This is a genomic window from Psychrobacter sp. CX90, assembly GCF_057396305.2.
The window spans coordinates 1,129,477-1,147,532 of the sequence record NZ_CM182008.1 but is presented as its reverse complement, the minus strand read 5'-3'; the positions used below and the strand labels follow the sequence as shown (position 1 = coordinate 1,147,532).

Genomic DNA, 18,056 nt, shown 5'->3' with positions numbered 1-18,056 from the left:
CTGAAGGAGAATTTAAAGTGAAAGTCATAGCAAAGCGTATTGAGCGTGTCAATAGAAGTGGTACTAGCAAAAGCGGTAATGCTTATACAATCGACCAAACTAATTTAGTTTGTGATGTTCCTTTTTCGAGTCCCGACGGCTTTGGCTCTAAAGAAATCAGTTATCAGTATGGCGACCATACTAATTTTCTTAAATTAGAAAGTTTACGTGGCAAATTGCCGTGCGAGATTGAAATCGAATTAGGTCAAGAATTAAATCAATATGACCAGCCTGTTACCGTTGTGACTTCTGTTAAGTTGCCACACAAGCCTAATGCATAAATACGATTGCATCGAATTAGTGAACAACGTTTGTAGTAAATGGGTTGTTCAAGAAAGTTTGCTAGATTCTCTAGCAATAACGCCTAGCGAAGCTGGGCAAATTTCCCTTGCTATTTCACTTGTTTTAATTACTGCATGGGGATTAAAAAAAGTGGGTAGTTTAATTTCTAATTCTAATAGCTATTTTGGCTAAGGAGAAAAAAATGGCTCAAATTCAAGTTAAGCAAAATAAATCTTTTAAAACTGTTCCCGCTGCTGCTGCCGTTGGTGTTGTTGCTGCTGTTTTGGCTTCAAATTCTGCTAATGCTGCAGTAGATGTTACTGAACTTGTTACTAAGATTAGCGAGCAAGTAACAAATATTGAAACTATCGGTATGGCTATTCTCGGTGTTCTTGTTGTCATTCTTGGTTTCTCTCTCTTACGTCGTATCATACGATGATTTTATAAGTTTGTTTTACAAAGCTGATTAGCTTTTGCTAGTCAGTTTGATAAAGCAAATTTGGGGGTGTATATGGAAAATTCTTCAATTTTGAACTGGTTGATTGTTTGGACTTTCATAACTGCTTTACGAATTCTTTTATCATGAAATATATATTTTTCATATTCTTATCTCTATTTATCTCTTTTGCTCATGCTGACGGGGCAGGTTCATGGGGTTATGAAGGAGGAGGGGGCAGCTTCGGTAATAATGGAGCGGGTGGCTCTTGGGGTTATTACGGTGGCGGTGGTGCTTTCGGTGGCAATGGCGCTGGCGGTTCGTGGGGCAATTCTGATGGCTTTTCTGGTTCTGGCTCTGGCTCTACTTCTCCTACTATTGTTAATTTACCTTATACCCCCAATGGTTACTGTCCCCACGCTTCTGCAACTCCCCAAGAGGCTTGTGATAAAGCTAATTCAGAAGTTCGTGGTGTTGTACGTAGTTACTATAATTCTTCTGACAAGTTTTGTTATCGAGATTCAAATTTCGGTGGGGGTCCAGTCACAAAAGGTCTCAAGACAGCTCCCATTTATCAAACTGATTGTAGTGATTGGAACCCCAATACTTGCCCTGCTGGTTATTCGTGGGATGGTAAAAAATGTGTATCATCTCCTAAATGCCCTTCGGGTTATTCAGAAAAAGATGGTAAATGCGTCTGGCAATGCCCTAGCGGTATGAAACTTGTCGGTCAGAATTGTGTAAATGATGATAAGCCAGATGATTGTGATCCATCGACTCAGAATTGCAATGAAGATGGTCAATCTGATTGTAATATTTGTAATGCTTTAAGACAGCTTAGAAATACTAACCAGACTATTATTAATAATGATAATCGTGTTATTTCTTTAACAGAAACTTTGGTCACTAATCAGACTGTTATTAGTCATCAAATATCTAATGTGAGTAATAATTTACAGACTATTAATAATAATATGAGCATTGTTAATAACAATATTGTTCAGACAAACAGTAAGCTTGATGAGCTTATTAATGCTATTAAAAATATGAATATTAAGGTTGATACAACATCAATTGAAAATAAGATTGATGAGATTATTAGTAAGATGGATAGTAATGACTCTGATAATAACGATTTTGATATGTCTGATATTAATGCAAAGATTGATGAGCTTATATCTGCTGTAAAGTCTAATAAGTATGATGATACTGAACTTAAGCAAAAGATTGATGAGCTTATTAATAAAGATTTAGATTTTGATGAAATAACATCAAGACAAGATGAGCAAACATCTCTTCTTGCTCAAATTCGAGATTTATTAAGAGTTGAAAAAAGGGCGGATGGTTCCCCAAATGTTGATTTACCCGAGGTTGATGTTTCTACTTTTGACCCTCTAGGCGCTCTTAAAGGTTTTAATATTAGTCAAAATAGAATTAATGCATCTCGTCAATGTCCTGCCGATAAACAGTTTTCCGTTATGGGTCAGACTTTCTCAATTCCGATGTCTCCTGTTTGCAATATTCTTGCTAGTTTAGCGCCCGTTTTTTTGATGTTAGCGTATTTTTCTGGAGCTAAAATTATTTTAAGTGTTGGGAGTGATTAATAATGCCTGCCATTTTAGGTGTTGTTCTTTCTTGGTTTACTCGTTATTTTGTTTTAAAAGGTCTCTTAATACTTGGCATTGGTATAGGTAGCTATACTATTGTTCAATTTTTCTTTGATAAATATATTAATTCTGGCTTACAACAGATGTCTGGCTTGCCGTCAGATTTGGGGTTTTTGATTGGTATATCTCACATAGACCATGCAATTTCTATTGTTATTGGTGCTATGTCAATTAAGGCTATTCTTGCAAGTATGCGTACCTTTTTCAGTAAAGTGACTTAATATGGCTATTGACCTATACACTGGACAGCCTCGCAACGGCAAATCACAAAGAGCTGTCAAGCAAATTTTTGATGATATTAAGCAGAATGATAAACTTCAAAAACAAGGGCTTGAGCGTAGACCCATTTTTGCCGATATTTCGGGTATAAATGCACCTGACACACCAACTAAGTTGCATGAAGTTAGACCAATACCGACTGATAAGCCTATCTGGTTTGGCGATTATTTAACTCAACCCGATGAAGTTCCTGAGGGTTATTGGTGTCCGCCTCCAAACTCTATTTTTTATTTTGATGAATGTCATAAATTAGAATGGGTTAAAGATGTTTCGGGTTCTTTATCTAAGAATCCCACAACGATTAGTTTGAATGAGCATGGTCATATAGGTCATGACATACGTTTAATTACTCAATTTCCCAAATATATTCACACTCACATACGTGGTTTAATACAAACTCATTATCATGTTAAACGTTTGCATGGTTCCAATTTTGCTTGGGTTTATAAATGGGATGAATTTCAGCTGAATCCTCGTTCTGATACTGCTATAAGTAATGCTTTTGAGCGTGAAAAATTCTTTTTTAAAAAGAAGTTTCAAAATGCTTATCAATCTGCGTCTGCTCATTCTAAGTTTAAATTTAAGATTCCATCTAAGTTAATACCTTTTGTTATTGCTATTCCTCTGATTTTTGGTATTACTTTTCATTTAGCAAAAGATAGTATGTTTTCTGATAAATTCAGTTCTGAACAAGTTAATGAAGAAGTTAATGAAGATGTTGTTAGTGATTTAGATAATCAAACTAAGCAACAATTAGAAGAGATAAATAAATTGAGATTTGAGCTTGAAGAATTAAAAGCAAAGTATTTACCAAAGCATATTGCTGTAATGGCAGAGCATGAAGAAATTCGACCGGCCATGGTTATTGCCAGCTCATCTGGAGCATGTGTCGCATATAATGGCTATGGCGAACCTCTTCTTATATCAAACAGTTTATGTTATGAGATGAATGAAAATCCTGCTTTAATTCCGAAGTCTAGACAGTTAGTTGAAACTAAGCATCATAGTAATTTTGGAAATATTAATGATGGTTCAATTAATAATACTCAATCTGATTCTGCTTTGTCTAACGTTGATTATATTGATAATTCTAGTTTCATAACGGGTTCTTGATTGGTTTTTTTTCGCATAATTTATACGTTTAAGAAGATGATTCATTACGCCTTCAGGCCTTTAATAGGCAATTACGCCTTCAGGCCTTTAATAGTTTATTTCAAATCCAATTGGTTTGTTTTCGCATAATGGCACGTGATTATGACAAAAAACGCTATGAGATAATTTCAACTCATAGCGTTTTTTGCTGTCTGGCTCATAATCCGCATTATGCGAAAACCCCTTCCACAGTTAACAAAAACTGTTGAACATATCAAAAATTTCTCTGACCCTGTTGCGACAAAAAAAACGTCCTTTTGTTTTTTTTGTTGTCAACGGTCAATTGATTAATTTAGTAAATGATACTACCTGTTTGCGTGTGTGAGTGTGAGTACCCCTTCGAACACGCACACACGCAAACGAGTCCACGTTATTTAGTAGTGGATTCTTGCGAAAAATTTTTCGTTTCCGAGCCTGTTACCCCTTGTATCATTTTTAATATTATTTCCCTGTCTTTCTCATCTAGCTTGTTTAAACTCATTATTATTCTTGTTATTTTTTCGTCTCTTGTTTCATTTATGAAATCGTCGATTGTCATATCTGTTGCTTTGCATATTTTCATTATGTTTTCAATTGATGTGCTTTTTCTTCTTTCTACAATGCTATAGATTGTTGATGCTGGTATTCCTGCTTTTTTTGCCAGTTCTCTTTTCGATATATTTTTAGCTTTGCATATTGTTTCTATTTTTTCCTTTAGGTCGATATTTTCTTTCATTTTTTGAGTCTCTTGATTATTTTTTATTAATTTACTCTTTTAGGCAAAATATTTCTTGAAATTTACTTAATTGCGTAATATTATATTTTTTGTAAATTTACGCAATTGAGTAAATATTTGAGGCTCGAGATGCTTGATACGCTTATTATTCATATTCCAATGCGTGATGAGTTTGTCAAACAAACTGGCAATTTATATTCAATTATTGGCGATGTTGCTGATTATCAGATTCGAGCAGTACCCAGTTATTTAAAAAGAGACTTAATGACTGGCGAAGTAACTTATGGAGATTTGAAGCATCCTTATGAAGCTCTTCCATCAAGCTACTCAAATATGGCTATAAAGTTTAATGCTGTTAATGTAGCTAATACTTTGCCTTATATTTCTTTGTCTGCTAGTCCCAAAATTCTTCAAGGTCACAATATTTATGGTGGCGAGAGTGTTAAAAATTTAGCGTCAGAAATGCTTTATTTATTGCAAGATTATTATCCCGCTTTTTTTGCATGTCTTGACCTTAAAAACGCATCTATATCACGTATTGATAGTACGTATAGCGTTAGATTAGAAAGTGAACAACTTGTACAGCCATTGTTGCGTTTTTTGTCTAATGTCAGCAATGGTCAAAGACGTAACGATACAGATAGACGTGACTTTTTCAATACAGTTTACTGGGGCGGAGCAACTACAAGATTAGGTAATGCAGTTGCGTATGGCAAACATAATGATGTGTTGAGAGAGGTTAAGGATTTAACAAAAAAAGCGAATTCGGGTTGTATTCAATCAGCTAAAAAGTTAGAGATTTTTACACCTGAATTAATCGACTGGTCATCGAAGTTATTACGTTTTGAGTCTCGTACAAAAAAACGCAAGTTAGAGCAGATAGGCTTACCAACTAATTTATGGGATTTTATAAAACATCAGCAAAAAAATAGAGATGTATTGAAAACCCTTTGGCGAATTTGGTTTGAGCCGATTTTACAAAGCTTGGAGGGTACTATTTTGGATAATTATGACGATGCTGAGATTTATGACTTATGTGTAGATAAGTTAACTACGGTTACTAAGAGCGGTAAGTTATCACGCACTAGAGCTAATAATGCTTTTAATTTTTATAAGTTATTAAAATCTGATGGTTGGCAAAATGTTAAACAGCGTTATCAAGCTCGTTCTTTTCAGATAAATGTTAAGTCTTTGGTAGATATTGGTCTTCCCAGGGCACTTTTACAAAATCTGTCAGAACAACAAAATACAACGATACCTGTCGTTAAATTGTTAAATTTAGACTTCCAAAACCAATATCCACATGGCTATCAACCGCCAATTTCGTCGCATATTAATGATTTTAATATGTATCTTAAACCACAATTGCGTCTAGTCGCATAAAAAGACTGAAGGAGAATTTAAAGTGAAAGTCATAGCAAAGCGTATTGAGCGTGTCAATAGAAGTGGTACTAGCAAAAGCGGTAATGCTTATACAATCGACCAAACTAATTTAGTTTGTGATGTTCCTTTTTCGAGTCCCGACGGCTTTGGCTCTAAAGAAATCAGTTATCAGTATGGCGACCATACTAATTTTCTTAAATTAGAAAGTTTACGTGGCAAATTGCCGTGCGAGATTGAAATCGAATTAGGTCAAGAATTAAATCAATATGACCAGCCTGTTACCGTTGTGACTTCTGTTAAGTTGCCACACAAGCCTAATGCATAAATACGATTGCATCGAATTAGTGAACAACGTTTGTAGTAAATGGGTTGTTCAAGAAAGTTTGCTAGATTCTCTAGCAATAACGCCTAGCGAAGCTGGGCAAATTTCCCTTGCTATTTCACTTGTTTTAATTACTGCATGGGGATTAAAAAAAGTGGGTAGTTTAATTTCTAATTCTAATAGCTATTTTGGCTAAGGAGAAAAAAATGGCTCAAATTCAAGTTAAGCAAAATAAATCTTTTAAAACTGTTCCCGCTGCTGCTGCCGTTGGTGTTGTTGCTGCTGTTTTGGCTTCAAATTCTGCTAATGCTGCAGTAGATGTTACTGAACTTGTTACTAAGATTAGCGAGCAAGTAACAAATATTGAAACTATCGGTATGGCTATTCTCGGTGTTCTTGTTGTCATTCTTGGTTTCTCTCTCTTACGTCGTATCATACGATGATTTTATAAGTTTGTTTTACAAAGCTGATTAGCTTTTGCTAGTCAGTTTGATAAAGCAAATTTGGGGGTGTATATGGAAAATTCTTCAATTTTGAACTGGTTGATTGTTTGGACTTTCATAACTGCTTTACGAATTCTTTTATCATGAAATATATATTTTTCATATTCTTATCTCTATTTATCTCTTTTGCTCATGCTGACGGGGCAGGTTCATGGGGTTATGAAGGAGGAGGGGGCAGCTTCGGTAATAATGGAGCGGGTGGCTCTTGGGGTTATTACGGTGGCGGTGGTGCTTTCGGTGGCAATGGCGCTGGCGGTTCGTGGGGCAATTCTGATGGCTTTTCTGGTTCTGGCTCTGGCTCTACTTCTCCTACTATTGTTAATTTACCTTATACCCCCAATGGTTACTGTCCCCACGCTTCTGCAACTCCCCAAGAGGCTTGTGATAAAGCTAATTCAGAAGTTCGTGGTGTTGTACGTAGTTACTATAATTCTTCTGACAAGTTTTGTTATCGAGATTCAAATTTCGGTGGGGGTCCAGTCACAAAAGGTCTCAAGACAGCTCCCATTTATCAAACTGATTGTAGTGATTGGAACCCCAATACTTGCCCTGCTGGTTATTCGTGGGATGGTAAAAAATGTGTATCATCTCCTAAATGCCCTTCGGGTTATTCAGAAAAAGATGGTAAATGCGTCTGGCAATGCCCTAGCGGTATGAAACTTGTCGGTCAGAATTGTGTAAATGATGATAAGCCAGATGATTGTGATCCATCGACTCAGAATTGCAATGAAGATGGTCAATCTGATTGTAATATTTGTAATGCTTTAAGACAGCTTAGAAATACTAACCAGACTATTATTAATAATGATAATCGTGTTATTTCTTTAACAGAAACTTTGGTCACTAATCAGACTGTTATTAGTCATCAAATATCTAATGTGAGTAATAATTTACAGACTATTAATAATAATATGAGCATTGTTAATAACAATATTGTTCAGACAAACAGTAAGCTTGATGAGCTTATTAATGCTATTAAAAATATGAATATTAAGGTTGATACAACATCAATTGAAAATAAGATTGATGAGATTATTAGTAAGATGGATAGTAATGACTCTGATAATAACGATTTTGATATGTCTGATATTAATGCAAAGATTGATGAGCTTATATCTGCTGTAAAGTCTAATAAGTATGATGATACTGAACTTAAGCAAAAGATTGATGAGCTTATTAATAAAGATTTAGATTTTGATGAAATAACATCAAGACAAGATGAGCAAACATCTCTTCTTGCTCAAATTCGAGATTTATTAAGAGTTGAAAAAAGGGCGGATGGTTCCCCAAATGTTGATTTACCCGAGGTTGATGTTTCTACTTTTGACCCTCTAGGCGCTCTTAAAGGTTTTAATATTAGTCAAAATAGAATTAATGCATCTCGTCAATGTCCTGCCGATAAACAGTTTTCCGTTATGGGTCAGACTTTCTCAATTCCGATGTCTCCTGTTTGCAATATTCTTGCTAGTTTAGCGCCCGTTTTTTTGATGTTAGCGTATTTTTCTGGAGCTAAAATTATTTTAAGTGTTGGGAGTGATTAATAATGCCTGCCATTTTAGGTGTTGTTCTTTCTTGGTTTACTCGTTATTTTGTTTTAAAAGGTCTCTTAATACTTGGCATTGGTATAGGTAGCTATACTATTGTTCAATTTTTCTTTGATAAATATATTAATTCTGGCTTACAACAGATGTCTGGCTTGCCGTCAGATTTGGGGTTTTTGATTGGTATATCTCACATAGACCATGCAATTTCTATTGTTATTGGTGCTATGTCAATTAAGGCTATTCTTGCAAGTATGCGTACCTTTTTCAGTAAAGTGACTTAATATGGCTATTGACCTATACACTGGACAGCCTCGCAACGGCAAATCACAAAGAGCTGTCAAGCAAATTTTTGATGATATTAAGCAGAATGATAAACTTCAAAAACAAGGGCTTGAGCGTAGACCCATTTTTGCCGATATTTCGGGTATAAATGCACCTGACACACCAACTAAGTTGCATGAAGTTAGACCAATACCGACTGATAAGCCTATCTGGTTTGGCGATTATTTAACTCAACCCGATGAAGTTCCTGAGGGTTATTGGTGTCCGCCTCCAAACTCTATTTTTTATTTTGATGAATGTCATAAATTAGAATGGGTTAAAGATGTTTCGGGTTCTTTATCTAAGAATCCCACAACGATTAGTTTGAATGAGCATGGTCATATAGGTCATGACATACGTTTAATTACTCAATTTCCCAAATATATTCACACTCACATACGTGGTTTAATACAAACTCATTATCATGTTAAACGTTTGCATGGTTCCAATTTTGCTTGGGTTTATAAATGGGATGAATTTCAGCTGAATCCTCGTTCTGATACTGCTATAAGTAATGCTTTTGAGCGTGAAAAATTCTTTTTTAAAAAGAAGTTTCAAAATGCTTATCAATCTGCGTCTGCTCATTCTAAGTTTAAATTTAAGATTCCATCTAAGTTAATACCTTTTGTTATTGCTATTCCTCTGATTTTTGGTATTACTTTTCATTTAGCAAAAGATAGTATGTTTTCTGATAAATTCAGTTCTGAACAAGTTAATGAAGAAGTTAATGAAGATGTTGTTAGTGATTTAGATAATCAAACTAAGCAACAATTAGAAGAGATAAATAAATTGAGATTTGAGCTTGAAGAATTAAAAGCAAAGTATTTACCAAAGCATATTGCTGTAATGGCAGAGCATGAAGAAATTCGACCGGCCATGGTTATTGCCAGCTCATCTGGAGCATGTGTCGCATATAATGGCTATGGCGAACCTCTTCTTATATCAAACAGTTTATGTTATGAGATGAATGAAAATCCTGCTTTAATTCCGAAGTCTAGACAGTTAGTTGAAACTAAGCATCATAGTAATTTTGGAAATATTAATGATGGTTCAATTAATAATACTCAATCTGATTCTGCTTTGTCTAACGTTGATTATATTGATAATTCTAGTTTCATAACGGGTTCTTGATTGGTTTTTTTTCGCATAATTTATACGTTTAAGAAGATGATTCATTACGCCTTCAGGCCTTTAATAGGCAATTACGCCTTCAGGCCTTTAATAGTTTATTTCAAATCCAATTGGTTTGTTTTCGCATAATGTATATTATGTTAAATAAAGCATCTAAGCCCATTTCATTTACCATGTTATTAACCATAGCGAACCCAGTTAAGTGACATTTACCTATATAACCACTTCTATGCTATTAGATTGATCGAATTGTTCCATCTTATCTAAAAAAATTCGTTTATAAAACAGCACTCTATAAATTTTATAGGGTTATAAGTTGTCTAGTCAGACATCTTTTATTATATTAAGGCTGATTTATCACATAGGATTATGTGTATTTGTTTACTACCGTTACCGTAGTTTGCAGACTTTTATTTATAAACAAACTATTTAAAAGGTAAATACCTCATGAGTAAAACCGCTATTGATAAGAGTAATAATTTTAACTGGGGAATTTTTGGGCCTGGTATTTTGATGGCAACTGCGGCTATTGGTGGATCACACTTAATATCATCAACCCAAGCAGGTGCATTGTATGGTTGGCAGCTTGCCATTATGATTGTTCTAGCAAACTTTTTTAAGTATCCATTTTTTAGGTTTGCTACCGATTATGTTTATGACACTGGAGAGTCATTAATTGCAGGTTATACCAAGAAATCCCGTGTTTATTTATGGGTTTATTTTATTCTCTCAATCGTTTCAGCAGTTATAAGCACAGGCGCAGTAGGCTTGCTAGCTGCAGTGATACTTGGTTTTATGTTGCCTGAAACCTTTGAATTGTCCACCACTACCCTATCCATGTTGGTTATGGGCATTTCTTGGCTATTTTTAATACTGGGTCACTATAAATTTTTAGACCAAATAACTAAGTGGATTATGGTTTTTTTAACCTTTTCTACCATAGTAGCAGTGGTAATTGCTGCAGGAAAACCATCAGTAATGACCGCTGACTTTATTGCAACATCACCATGGAACTTAGCAACACTGGGTTTTATAGTAGCATTAATGGGATGGATGCCAGCTCCGCTTGAGTTCGCGGCAATTACGTCCATGTGGACGTCTGCTAAAGTAAAAAATGACCATACGACACATCGTCAAGGCCTAATAGATTTTAACGTAGGTTATATATCCACTGCTATTTTAGCATTATTCTTTTTAGCTCTTGGTGTATTTGTTCAATATGGCTCTGGTGTCGAGATACAAACAGCAGGTGGTGCTTATGTTGCCCAACTTATAAGCATGTACACGCAAACTATTGGCTCTTGGTCAAAGTTATTGGTTTCATTTGTAGCCTTTATGGTTATGTTTGGTACCACCATCACTTGTGCAGATGGTTATGGAAGAGCTAACGCAGAAAGTTGGAGGCTTATTAAAGGTGATAGCGCAATAAATGGACGTCAAGTTTTATTCTGGACGACTTATGCTATTGTGGGAGGGTTAATTATTATCTCTTTCTTTACTGGTCAGCTTGGTGCAATGCTTAAATTTGCGATGATATCAGCATTTGTTTCAGCGCCAATTTTCGGTTGGTTAAATTATTCATTAGTGAAACATGCCGAAAAATTATCACCTGCCATGAATGTATATAGCATAACGGGCCTTATATTTTTGAGTAGTATCGCGCTATTATTCTTAGTACAACTATTAGGGTTTATTTAGTTATTTTGAACTGCAAGGAATTAATAAAAAAAGGGTAGCATACTTTTTTGTATGCCACCCTTTTTAAAACTTATCATCGAGACTGACTGGAATCAGTGCATTATTAGAGAAATTATTTAGAAGCGTATTCTAATTTCAAACCGACTACATAAGCATCATTATCTTCAAACTTACCCATAGGTGCTTTAGTTGAAGATAATTGAGTATCCGCATCCCCTAACATAAGATACTTACCCCCTAAAGCAACAGACCATTCTGGAGTAACATTGTATTTGGCACCTAAACCTATGCTGTAGTAACCTTCAGCTGGACCTAATACAGTTACAGGATTACCCGCTCCTTTATCCCAACCAATAGTTCCAGAAACAGCAAGGGCTGACGATAAGCGTTTTCCTAACCCCAACTCTACCATGTATGAGTCATCTGAGTAAGCTACTAGAGGGGCTTTAGCAGTTTGAGCAAGTGTCTTAACATTTTTTTCTAATAAAGGCGGCGTGATTTCAAAACTTCCCCAAGGTACCCAGCGCGCCTTTGCCGTCAATAAGGTTGTTGGGTTAAGACCAGTTTGAAAATCAATATTTATAGACTCTGGTAATTCCAGCGTAGCTTGTTCATTGGTACGTGATACTAACCCAAGTTGCTGAAGTTGAGGGTTTAAGTTCACATAATCAATAGCTGGCATATGTTCACCAAACTTGACATCATGCTCAATTTTGGAACGATAAGTTATTGCCGCTTTTAAGCCTATTTCAGGCTTAACAAAAGCTGCGCCAACCATATACCCATAAGCTTGATCTTTTGGGAGATATAAATTATAACCATTAACAAGCGATAAGTTTTTCAAATCGCCAGATGTTTCACCACTCGCTAAATTTAACCTACCCTCAAGTTTACTTAGGACAGGACCGCCATAAACTCTAAAGTTTTCAGCCTCACCAAGCTTAAAGTTAACTAAACCAGTAAAAGTATCTGAATTTACACTTGCTTTAGTATGGACATCGCCATTAACCAGTGGGTTATTATCGCCTTCAACCTCAATTTCGGCACCAAAGGGTTGATCGTAAAACACCCCCACACTAACTTTATCGTTTAGATCGGTTTTAACACCAAAACCATAGCCATTATAATCTTGAGCAACACCGTCATATTTTCTAGTAACGCCATCATTAGTATATTCTCCACTGGTTTCTGGGCTAATACGATAAGCACTGGCGTATGCGTAAGTACCCTCCTTAGTAAAATCTGCACTTGGTTGACCAGATCGATCAAGGCCAGCAGCTCCAGCCATTGAAGCGAAAGAAACCAATGCTAAAGCACCAGCTAATTGATTTAGATAGAAAGTTTTTGACATTGTGCATTCTCCATTGCAGTATTATTAGTCACATCCATTGCGACTAAAAGAAGGTTATAAATGAAGGTAAATAACGACGTTATTGACCTAACAAGAATCATTGTTTAATTAATCTATTCTTTATTGCTTAAGGAACGTAATTTATGTCTTAAAATTTTACCAACTGTTGATTTTGGTAATTCATCAATAAATTCTATATGACGAGGACGTTTATAGCCAGCCAAGTTTTTCTTACAAAAATCAGTAATCTCCTTCTTAGTTAAACTTGAATCATCTTTTACGATGAATACTTTAACAGATTGACCTTGAAGCTCATCATCAACGCCAACCACTGAACATTCTCTAACTTTGGGGTGCATTTCGATAACCCCTTCAATTTCATTAGGATAGACATTGAAGCCGCTGACAATCAGCATATCTTTCTTTCTATCAAGCAATTTGACATAGCCATTTTTGTCCATTGTACCAATGTCACCTGTTTTAAGATAACCATCCTTTGAAAAAAATTGGCTATTGTCAAGATTGTGATAACCAGAAATAACACTCCCACCTTTAATTCCAATTTCGCCAACCTCTCCTACCTCTAATGCATTTTCTTCCTCATCTAAAATCTGTATATCAACCCCTGGCAATGGCATGCCAATTGTACCGGTAAATTCAGTACTGGTAAGCGGATTAGCTGTGCCGACACCAAGTGTTTCTGACATCCCCCATCCTTCAATGATAGGTACCCCCGTCACTTCAAACCACTTTCGAGCCATCTCAGGTGTGGCAGCCATGCCCCCTGCTAAAGACAGTCTTAAAGATGAAAAATCGATACTTTTAAACTCTGGATGCTGCAATAAGGCATGGAACAAGGTGTTTACTGCGGGTAACATATGGAAAGGTTGCTTCTGTAGTAGCTTAATAAATGCATCAATATCTCGAGGGTTAGTCACGACCAATAAATGCTGACCCATTCGCATACCTAATAAAGATATAATAAAGGCAAATATATGATAAAAAGGTAGCGCCACAACACAGGTCAGTTGATCATTTGGGTTTTGGCTACTATAGATGGGTTTAAACCATTCTTCATATTGCATTGTGCCATAAACGACATTTTGATGGCTAATCAATATCCCTTTAGCCACACCAGTAGTACCACCCGTATATTGAATCATCGCTAAATCATCTGTTTTAACATCAGGACGAGAATAGCTTAGGGTTTTAGCATCATTCAATATGGATCTAAATTGATACACTTCATAATTTGAATTTGAGCTTAAACGGTACGCTGGAACTGCTTTTTTAATATGCTTAGCCGCTAGGTTAACAAGGGCGCCTTTTACCGATCCCAACATATCTCCAATAGGGCTGATAATAACCTTTTCAATGGCGGTATGCGCGACAATAGTTTCTAAAGTATGACAAAAAGGTTCTAAAATAAATATTATTTTAGCATCTGAATCAACAAGCTGGTGTTTGAGCTCACGTGACGTATAGAGTGGATTAATAAGAGTAAGCACCATCCCAGCTCGTAAAGCACCTATTATAATAGGCAGATACTGATTCACATTAGGCATCATCAAAGCAATTGATGAGCCCTTTGCTAAACCTAAACTTTGAATCCAAGATGCAATTTTAAGGGATATGTCATCAACCTGGGCATAGGTGTATGAGACTCCCATATTTGTCATGAGATCTTTAGTTGCAAACTTTTTTAGAGTAGCATCGAAAAAATCAATTAATGTTTCATCGACTTGAGGAATATCCGAGGCAATACCCTCTGGATAATTTTTAGTCCAAAACTTTGTCATATTTTACCTTCCTTGGTAATAGGATCAACTTAATAAAAGAGGCTAAGAAATAATTAACAGTGAAATGAAGTCATATCTTTGCAAAGAAGCTCTTATATACTTTTATATACTTTACTGTAAAATCAAATTATTTTTATAAACTAATCAATAACTTGCCAACCAGCGGTAGCCCCGTACTTATCTTGATGCGCAAACAAAGGATGCTTTTGAGCCTCCTCAAGCGTTAGTACAGGGGTAACACAAACATCAGCGGTTTCAAAAACACTTGACCAATACGACAAAGGTTGACTTGAAAAAGTTTCAGCAATACTTTCCATCGCTGAACGACTTTCAGGCATATTTGGTAACACGCCGCGTTGCCAATGTACGTTTTTGAGATCAGGAAGGTTTAGCACGTCGCATAACCCCTGCCAAAACTTCAGCTCTAATGAACCTACTGCCATAAACCGATCATCAGATGTTTTATATAACCGATAACAAGGTAATAATCCGCCTAAAAAATCGTATTGGGGGGCAGGTTTACTTCCCGTCATTTGCTCAATCAATTTACCTGTTGCTTTAGGCATTACGAGATGATGGTATAAGCTGTGTGTCATACTAACTGTAATATGACGACCTTTACCTGTTGTTTTAGCCGCTAGCAAAGCGGCTAATAAAGCGATAACCGCTGTGTCGCTTCCACCTGCTAAATCTGCAAATTGTACATTGGGCATAGCTTGAGCACCTTCAGCAGACTTAAGTTGGTCGAGTACACCACTCATGGACATAAAGTTGATATCATGTCCCGCTTTATTACTCCAGTCATGGCTGATACTTTTGTCATCTGCGCTACCATATCCGGTAATAGAAACCACTACTAATTTTGGGTTGATTTCTAGCAGGGTTTTACTATCAAGCCCCATTCCTTCTAAAGTGCCAGGACGAAAGCTATCAAGCATAACATCAGCATCATTAAGATGCTGTTTGATAACTCCAATGCCATCAGGATCACGAAAATCGATTTTATGTGTGCTCTTTCCGTGATTTAAAGCAGTAAACAACTCTCCAAAAGCTCTCGCAGGATCGCCATTTTTAGGTTCAATCTTAATAATATCTGCACCTAGATCTGCAAGTAATCTAGTAGCAAAAGGTCCCGGTAAATTACGAGTTAAATCAACTACCTTGATGCCCTGTAAGCAGTCCGTCATTTGATGCAATAGTTTATCAGTCATCAGTAAACTCCTGACCGGATTTAGCCATTTCAACGAGAATAGAAGCTGGCTCAAAACGCTTACCATATAAGGCTGCTAATTCACGGCTACGTTCAACAAATTTGTTAACGCCTACTGAGTTGATAAACTGTAGTGTCCCACCTTGATTTGGCGCAAAGCCCCAGCCAAAAATTGAACCAATATTAGCGTCTGCTACTGAGCGAACAACATTTTCTTCATAGCATTTTGCTGTTTCATTAGCTTGGACATAAAGCAGGCGATCAATCAAGTCTTGTTGCGAAGGTTGCACAGATTTAGTAGGATATAATTCAGTTAATTCTGACCATAAATGTTTCTCGCCGTTCTCTGGATACTCATAAAAACCTTTACTGGCTTTTTTGCCTTCACGACCAAGCTCATTTACCATTTTTTCAATAATTGGCTGTGCTGGATGAGGCACAAATTCTTTGCCTTCTTTTTCTAAAGCAAGTTTGGTTTGCTGCATAACATGTAATGATAAACCCAACGAGACTTCATCTTGCAGAGCAAGCGGAGGCATAGGCATGCCTGACTTCATACCTGCAACTTCGATGCTGCGCGGATGAATACCTTCACCTAACATAGCAATCCCTTCTGATACATAAGTACCAAATACACGAGAGGTATAGAAACCGCGGCTGTCGTTAACAACAATAGGTGTTTTGCTTATTTGTTGCACAAAATCAAATGATCTGGCTAAAGTTTCATCATCGGTTTTCTCGCCCATGATAATTTCAACCAATGGCATTTTATCTACAGGTGAGAAGAAATGCAGACCGATAAACTGATTTGGTCGTTTGCTAGCTTCAGCCAAACCAGTAATAGGTAGTGTAGAAGTGTTAGAAGCATACACTGCCGTTTCAGGTATTACTGATTCCGATTTACGCGTACATTCCGCTTTAATCTCTTGATCTTCAAACACAGCTTCAATAACTAAATCACACCCTTCTAAATCATCATAAGAAACGGTAGGTTTAATAAAATTTAATAAAGCTTGCTTCTTCTCTTCAGTTGAGCGACCACGGCTAATGGCTTTATCTAATATCTTAGTAGAGTAACTCTTACCTTTTTCCGCACCTTCGATTGAAGTATCAATTAAAACGACTTCCATACCTGCTTTAGCAGTCACATAGGCTATGCCCGCACCCATCATACCTGCACCAATAATACCTACTTTATTTATTTTAGAAGTAGGAATGCCTTCTGGACGTGATTGACCTTTTTTAAGGCTATTCAACTGAGTCCACAAGGTATTAATCATATTTTTAGATTCAGCAGAAAGCGCACAAGCGACAAAATAGCGGGATTCAATTTTGAGGCCAGTATCGATATCAACTAAGCAACCCTCAAACACACTCGACATAATATGAGTGATAGCAGGATAATTGCCATGTGATTTTTGGTTCGCCATAGCTGGGGCTATAGAAAATACTTGCGCCACTTTAGGGTGTTTACTGTCTCCACCTGGGATTCTAAATCCTTTAGTATCCCATGGTTGTGTAGCTTTTGGATTATTTATAATCCATTGTTGAGCTTGTTCAAACATCTCTTCTTTATTGCTAACAATCGCATCGATAAGACCGATATCTAATGCTTGTTTCGGTCGCAATTCCTTGCCTTGAGTCATTAATTCAAGAGCTTTTTGGATACCAACTAAACGTGGTAGCCTCTGTGTACCACCCCCACCAGGTAATACACCTAGTTTGACCTCTGGTAAACCAAGTTTAGTTTTTGGAGAGTCAATAGCAATACGGTAATGGCAAGCTAAAGCAAGCTCTAGACCACCTCCTAGTGCTGTACCAGTTATTGCAGCAACAACTGGTTTACCAGAAGTTTCAAGCTTACGAAGGCTGGTTTTGAAATCTTCAACCAATTCAAAAGCTTGCTCAGCTGTTTCTATTCCAGCTAATTGATCGATGTCAGCACCTACCACAAAGGTAGATTTTCCAGACGTAAGAATTAAGCCCTTTGCTTCTTCATCGGTAATAAATGCATCGGCTAAGGCAGCAAAAGCTTCATTGAAACCATCGCCAATGACATTCATTTTACGATCAGATTGGTCAATAGTAACGATCACAATACCGTTATCAGACTCTGCAGAAAAGTTTTCTAGTTCATTAATGGCATTAACGCTATCTGTGCTCATTTTATATCCTTATTCTCTATGCGTAGGTTATATCCGTATCTTGGATTAAAAATTAGTTG

At 36.5% G+C, this 18,056-nt stretch carries 17 protein-coding genes; 12 read left to right on the top strand and 5 right to left on the bottom strand.

Annotated features, from left to right (window positions below):
• The first annotated feature begins 17 nt into the window (after positions 1 to 17).
• The 5 genes from AC2SLN_RS04510 (at position 18) to AC2SLN_RS04490 (ending at position 3,816) form a co-directional block, all read left to right on the top strand.
• On the top strand, positions 18 to 320 hold the full coding sequence (locus tag AC2SLN_RS04510) for a hypothetical protein (RefSeq protein ID WP_486548379.1): 303 nt from the start codon (positions 18 to 20) through the stop codon (positions 318 to 320).
• Positions 321 to 523: 203 nt separating this feature from the next.
• Positions 524 to 760, top strand: a complete 237-nt coding sequence (locus AC2SLN_RS04505) for a major capsid protein (RefSeq protein WP_486548378.1) — start codon at positions 524 to 526, stop codon at positions 758 to 760.
• Between the two features lie 143 nt (positions 761 to 903).
• Positions 904 to 2,361: a virulence factor TspB C-terminal domain-related protein gene (locus AC2SLN_RS04500; RefSeq protein WP_486548377.1), complete on the top strand. Its 1,458-nt coding sequence runs from the start codon at positions 904 to 906 to the stop codon at positions 2,359 to 2,361.
• A 2-nt stretch (positions 2,362 to 2,363) separates the two neighbouring features.
• On the top strand, positions 2,364 to 2,645 hold the full coding sequence (locus AC2SLN_RS04495; protein WP_486548376.1) for a DUF2523 family protein: 282 nt from the start codon (positions 2,364 to 2,366) through the stop codon (positions 2,643 to 2,645).
• A 1-nt stretch (position 2,646) separates the two neighbouring features.
• Positions 2,647 to 3,816, top strand: coding sequence for a zonular occludens toxin domain-containing protein (locus AC2SLN_RS04490; protein WP_486548375.1), 1,170 nt, complete (start codon positions 2,647 to 2,649; stop codon positions 3,814 to 3,816).
• A gap of 409 nt (positions 3,817 to 4,225) precedes the next feature.
• On the opposite strand, the gene AC2SLN_RS04485 is transcribed toward AC2SLN_RS04490, so the two are convergent.
• Positions 4,226 to 4,570: a helix-turn-helix domain-containing protein gene (locus tag AC2SLN_RS04485; protein WP_486548381.1), complete on the bottom strand. Its 345-nt coding sequence runs from the start codon at positions 4,568 to 4,570 to the stop codon at positions 4,226 to 4,228.
• A gap of 129 nt (positions 4,571 to 4,699) precedes the next feature.
• Between AC2SLN_RS04485 and AC2SLN_RS04480 the strand changes: the two genes are divergently transcribed.
• The 7 genes from AC2SLN_RS04480 (at position 4,700) to AC2SLN_RS04450 (ending at position 11,472) form a co-directional block, all read left to right on the top strand.
• Positions 4,700 to 5,953, top strand: coding sequence for a phage/plasmid replication protein, II/X family (locus tag AC2SLN_RS04480; RefSeq protein ID WP_486548380.1), 1,254 nt, complete (start codon positions 4,700 to 4,702; stop codon positions 5,951 to 5,953).
• A 22-nt stretch (positions 5,954 to 5,975) separates the two neighbouring features.
• Positions 5,976 to 6,278: a hypothetical protein gene (locus AC2SLN_RS04475; protein WP_486548379.1), complete on the top strand. Its 303-nt coding sequence runs from the start codon at positions 5,976 to 5,978 to the stop codon at positions 6,276 to 6,278.
• 203 nt (positions 6,279 to 6,481) lie between these two features.
• Positions 6,482 to 6,718: a major capsid protein gene (locus tag AC2SLN_RS04470; RefSeq protein WP_486548378.1), complete on the top strand. Its 237-nt coding sequence runs from the start codon at positions 6,482 to 6,484 to the stop codon at positions 6,716 to 6,718.
• A gap of 143 nt (positions 6,719 to 6,861) precedes the next feature.
• On the top strand, positions 6,862 to 8,319 hold the full coding sequence (locus AC2SLN_RS04465) for a virulence factor TspB C-terminal domain-related protein (protein WP_486548377.1): 1,458 nt from the start codon (positions 6,862 to 6,864) through the stop codon (positions 8,317 to 8,319).
• A 2-nt stretch (positions 8,320 to 8,321) separates the two neighbouring features.
• A complete protein-coding gene (locus tag AC2SLN_RS04460) occupies positions 8,322 to 8,603 on the top strand; it encodes a DUF2523 family protein (RefSeq protein WP_486548376.1) in 282 nt (93 codons plus the stop codon).
• A gap of 1 nt (position 8,604) precedes the next feature.
• Positions 8,605 to 9,774, top strand: coding sequence for a zonular occludens toxin domain-containing protein (locus tag AC2SLN_RS04455; RefSeq protein WP_486548375.1), 1,170 nt, complete (start codon positions 8,605 to 8,607; stop codon positions 9,772 to 9,774).
• 447 nt (positions 9,775 to 10,221) lie between these two features.
• Positions 10,222 to 11,472, top strand: coding sequence for an NRAMP family divalent metal transporter (locus AC2SLN_RS04450; RefSeq protein ID WP_486548374.1), 1,251 nt, complete (start codon positions 10,222 to 10,224; stop codon positions 11,470 to 11,472).
• A 112-nt stretch (positions 11,473 to 11,584) separates the two neighbouring features.
• Here the strand turns inward: AC2SLN_RS04450 and AC2SLN_RS04445 are convergent, their stop codons facing one another.
• From AC2SLN_RS04445 to AC2SLN_RS04430, 4 genes are all read right to left on the bottom strand, one after another.
• Positions 11,585 to 12,823, bottom strand: coding sequence for an OmpP1/FadL family transporter (locus tag AC2SLN_RS04445; protein ID WP_486548373.1), 1,239 nt, complete (start codon positions 12,821 to 12,823; stop codon positions 11,585 to 11,587).
• Positions 12,824 to 12,936: 113 nt separating this feature from the next.
• Positions 12,937 to 14,622, bottom strand: coding sequence for an AMP-binding protein (locus AC2SLN_RS04440; protein ID WP_486548372.1), 1,686 nt, complete (start codon positions 14,620 to 14,622; stop codon positions 12,937 to 12,939).
• Between the two features lie 140 nt (positions 14,623 to 14,762).
• Positions 14,763 to 15,833, bottom strand: a complete 1,071-nt coding sequence (locus AC2SLN_RS04435) for a CaiB/BaiF CoA transferase family protein (protein WP_486548371.1) — start codon at positions 15,831 to 15,833, stop codon at positions 14,763 to 14,765.
• Positions 15,826 to 17,997 (bottom strand): 3-hydroxyacyl-CoA dehydrogenase NAD-binding domain-containing protein, encoded by a 2,172-nt coding sequence (locus AC2SLN_RS04430; RefSeq protein WP_486548370.1) that lies wholly within the window; start codon positions 17,995 to 17,997, stop codon positions 15,826 to 15,828. The genes AC2SLN_RS04435 and AC2SLN_RS04430 overlap by 8 nt, the downstream gene beginning before the upstream one ends.
• Positions 17,998 to 18,056: the final 59 nt, after the last annotated feature.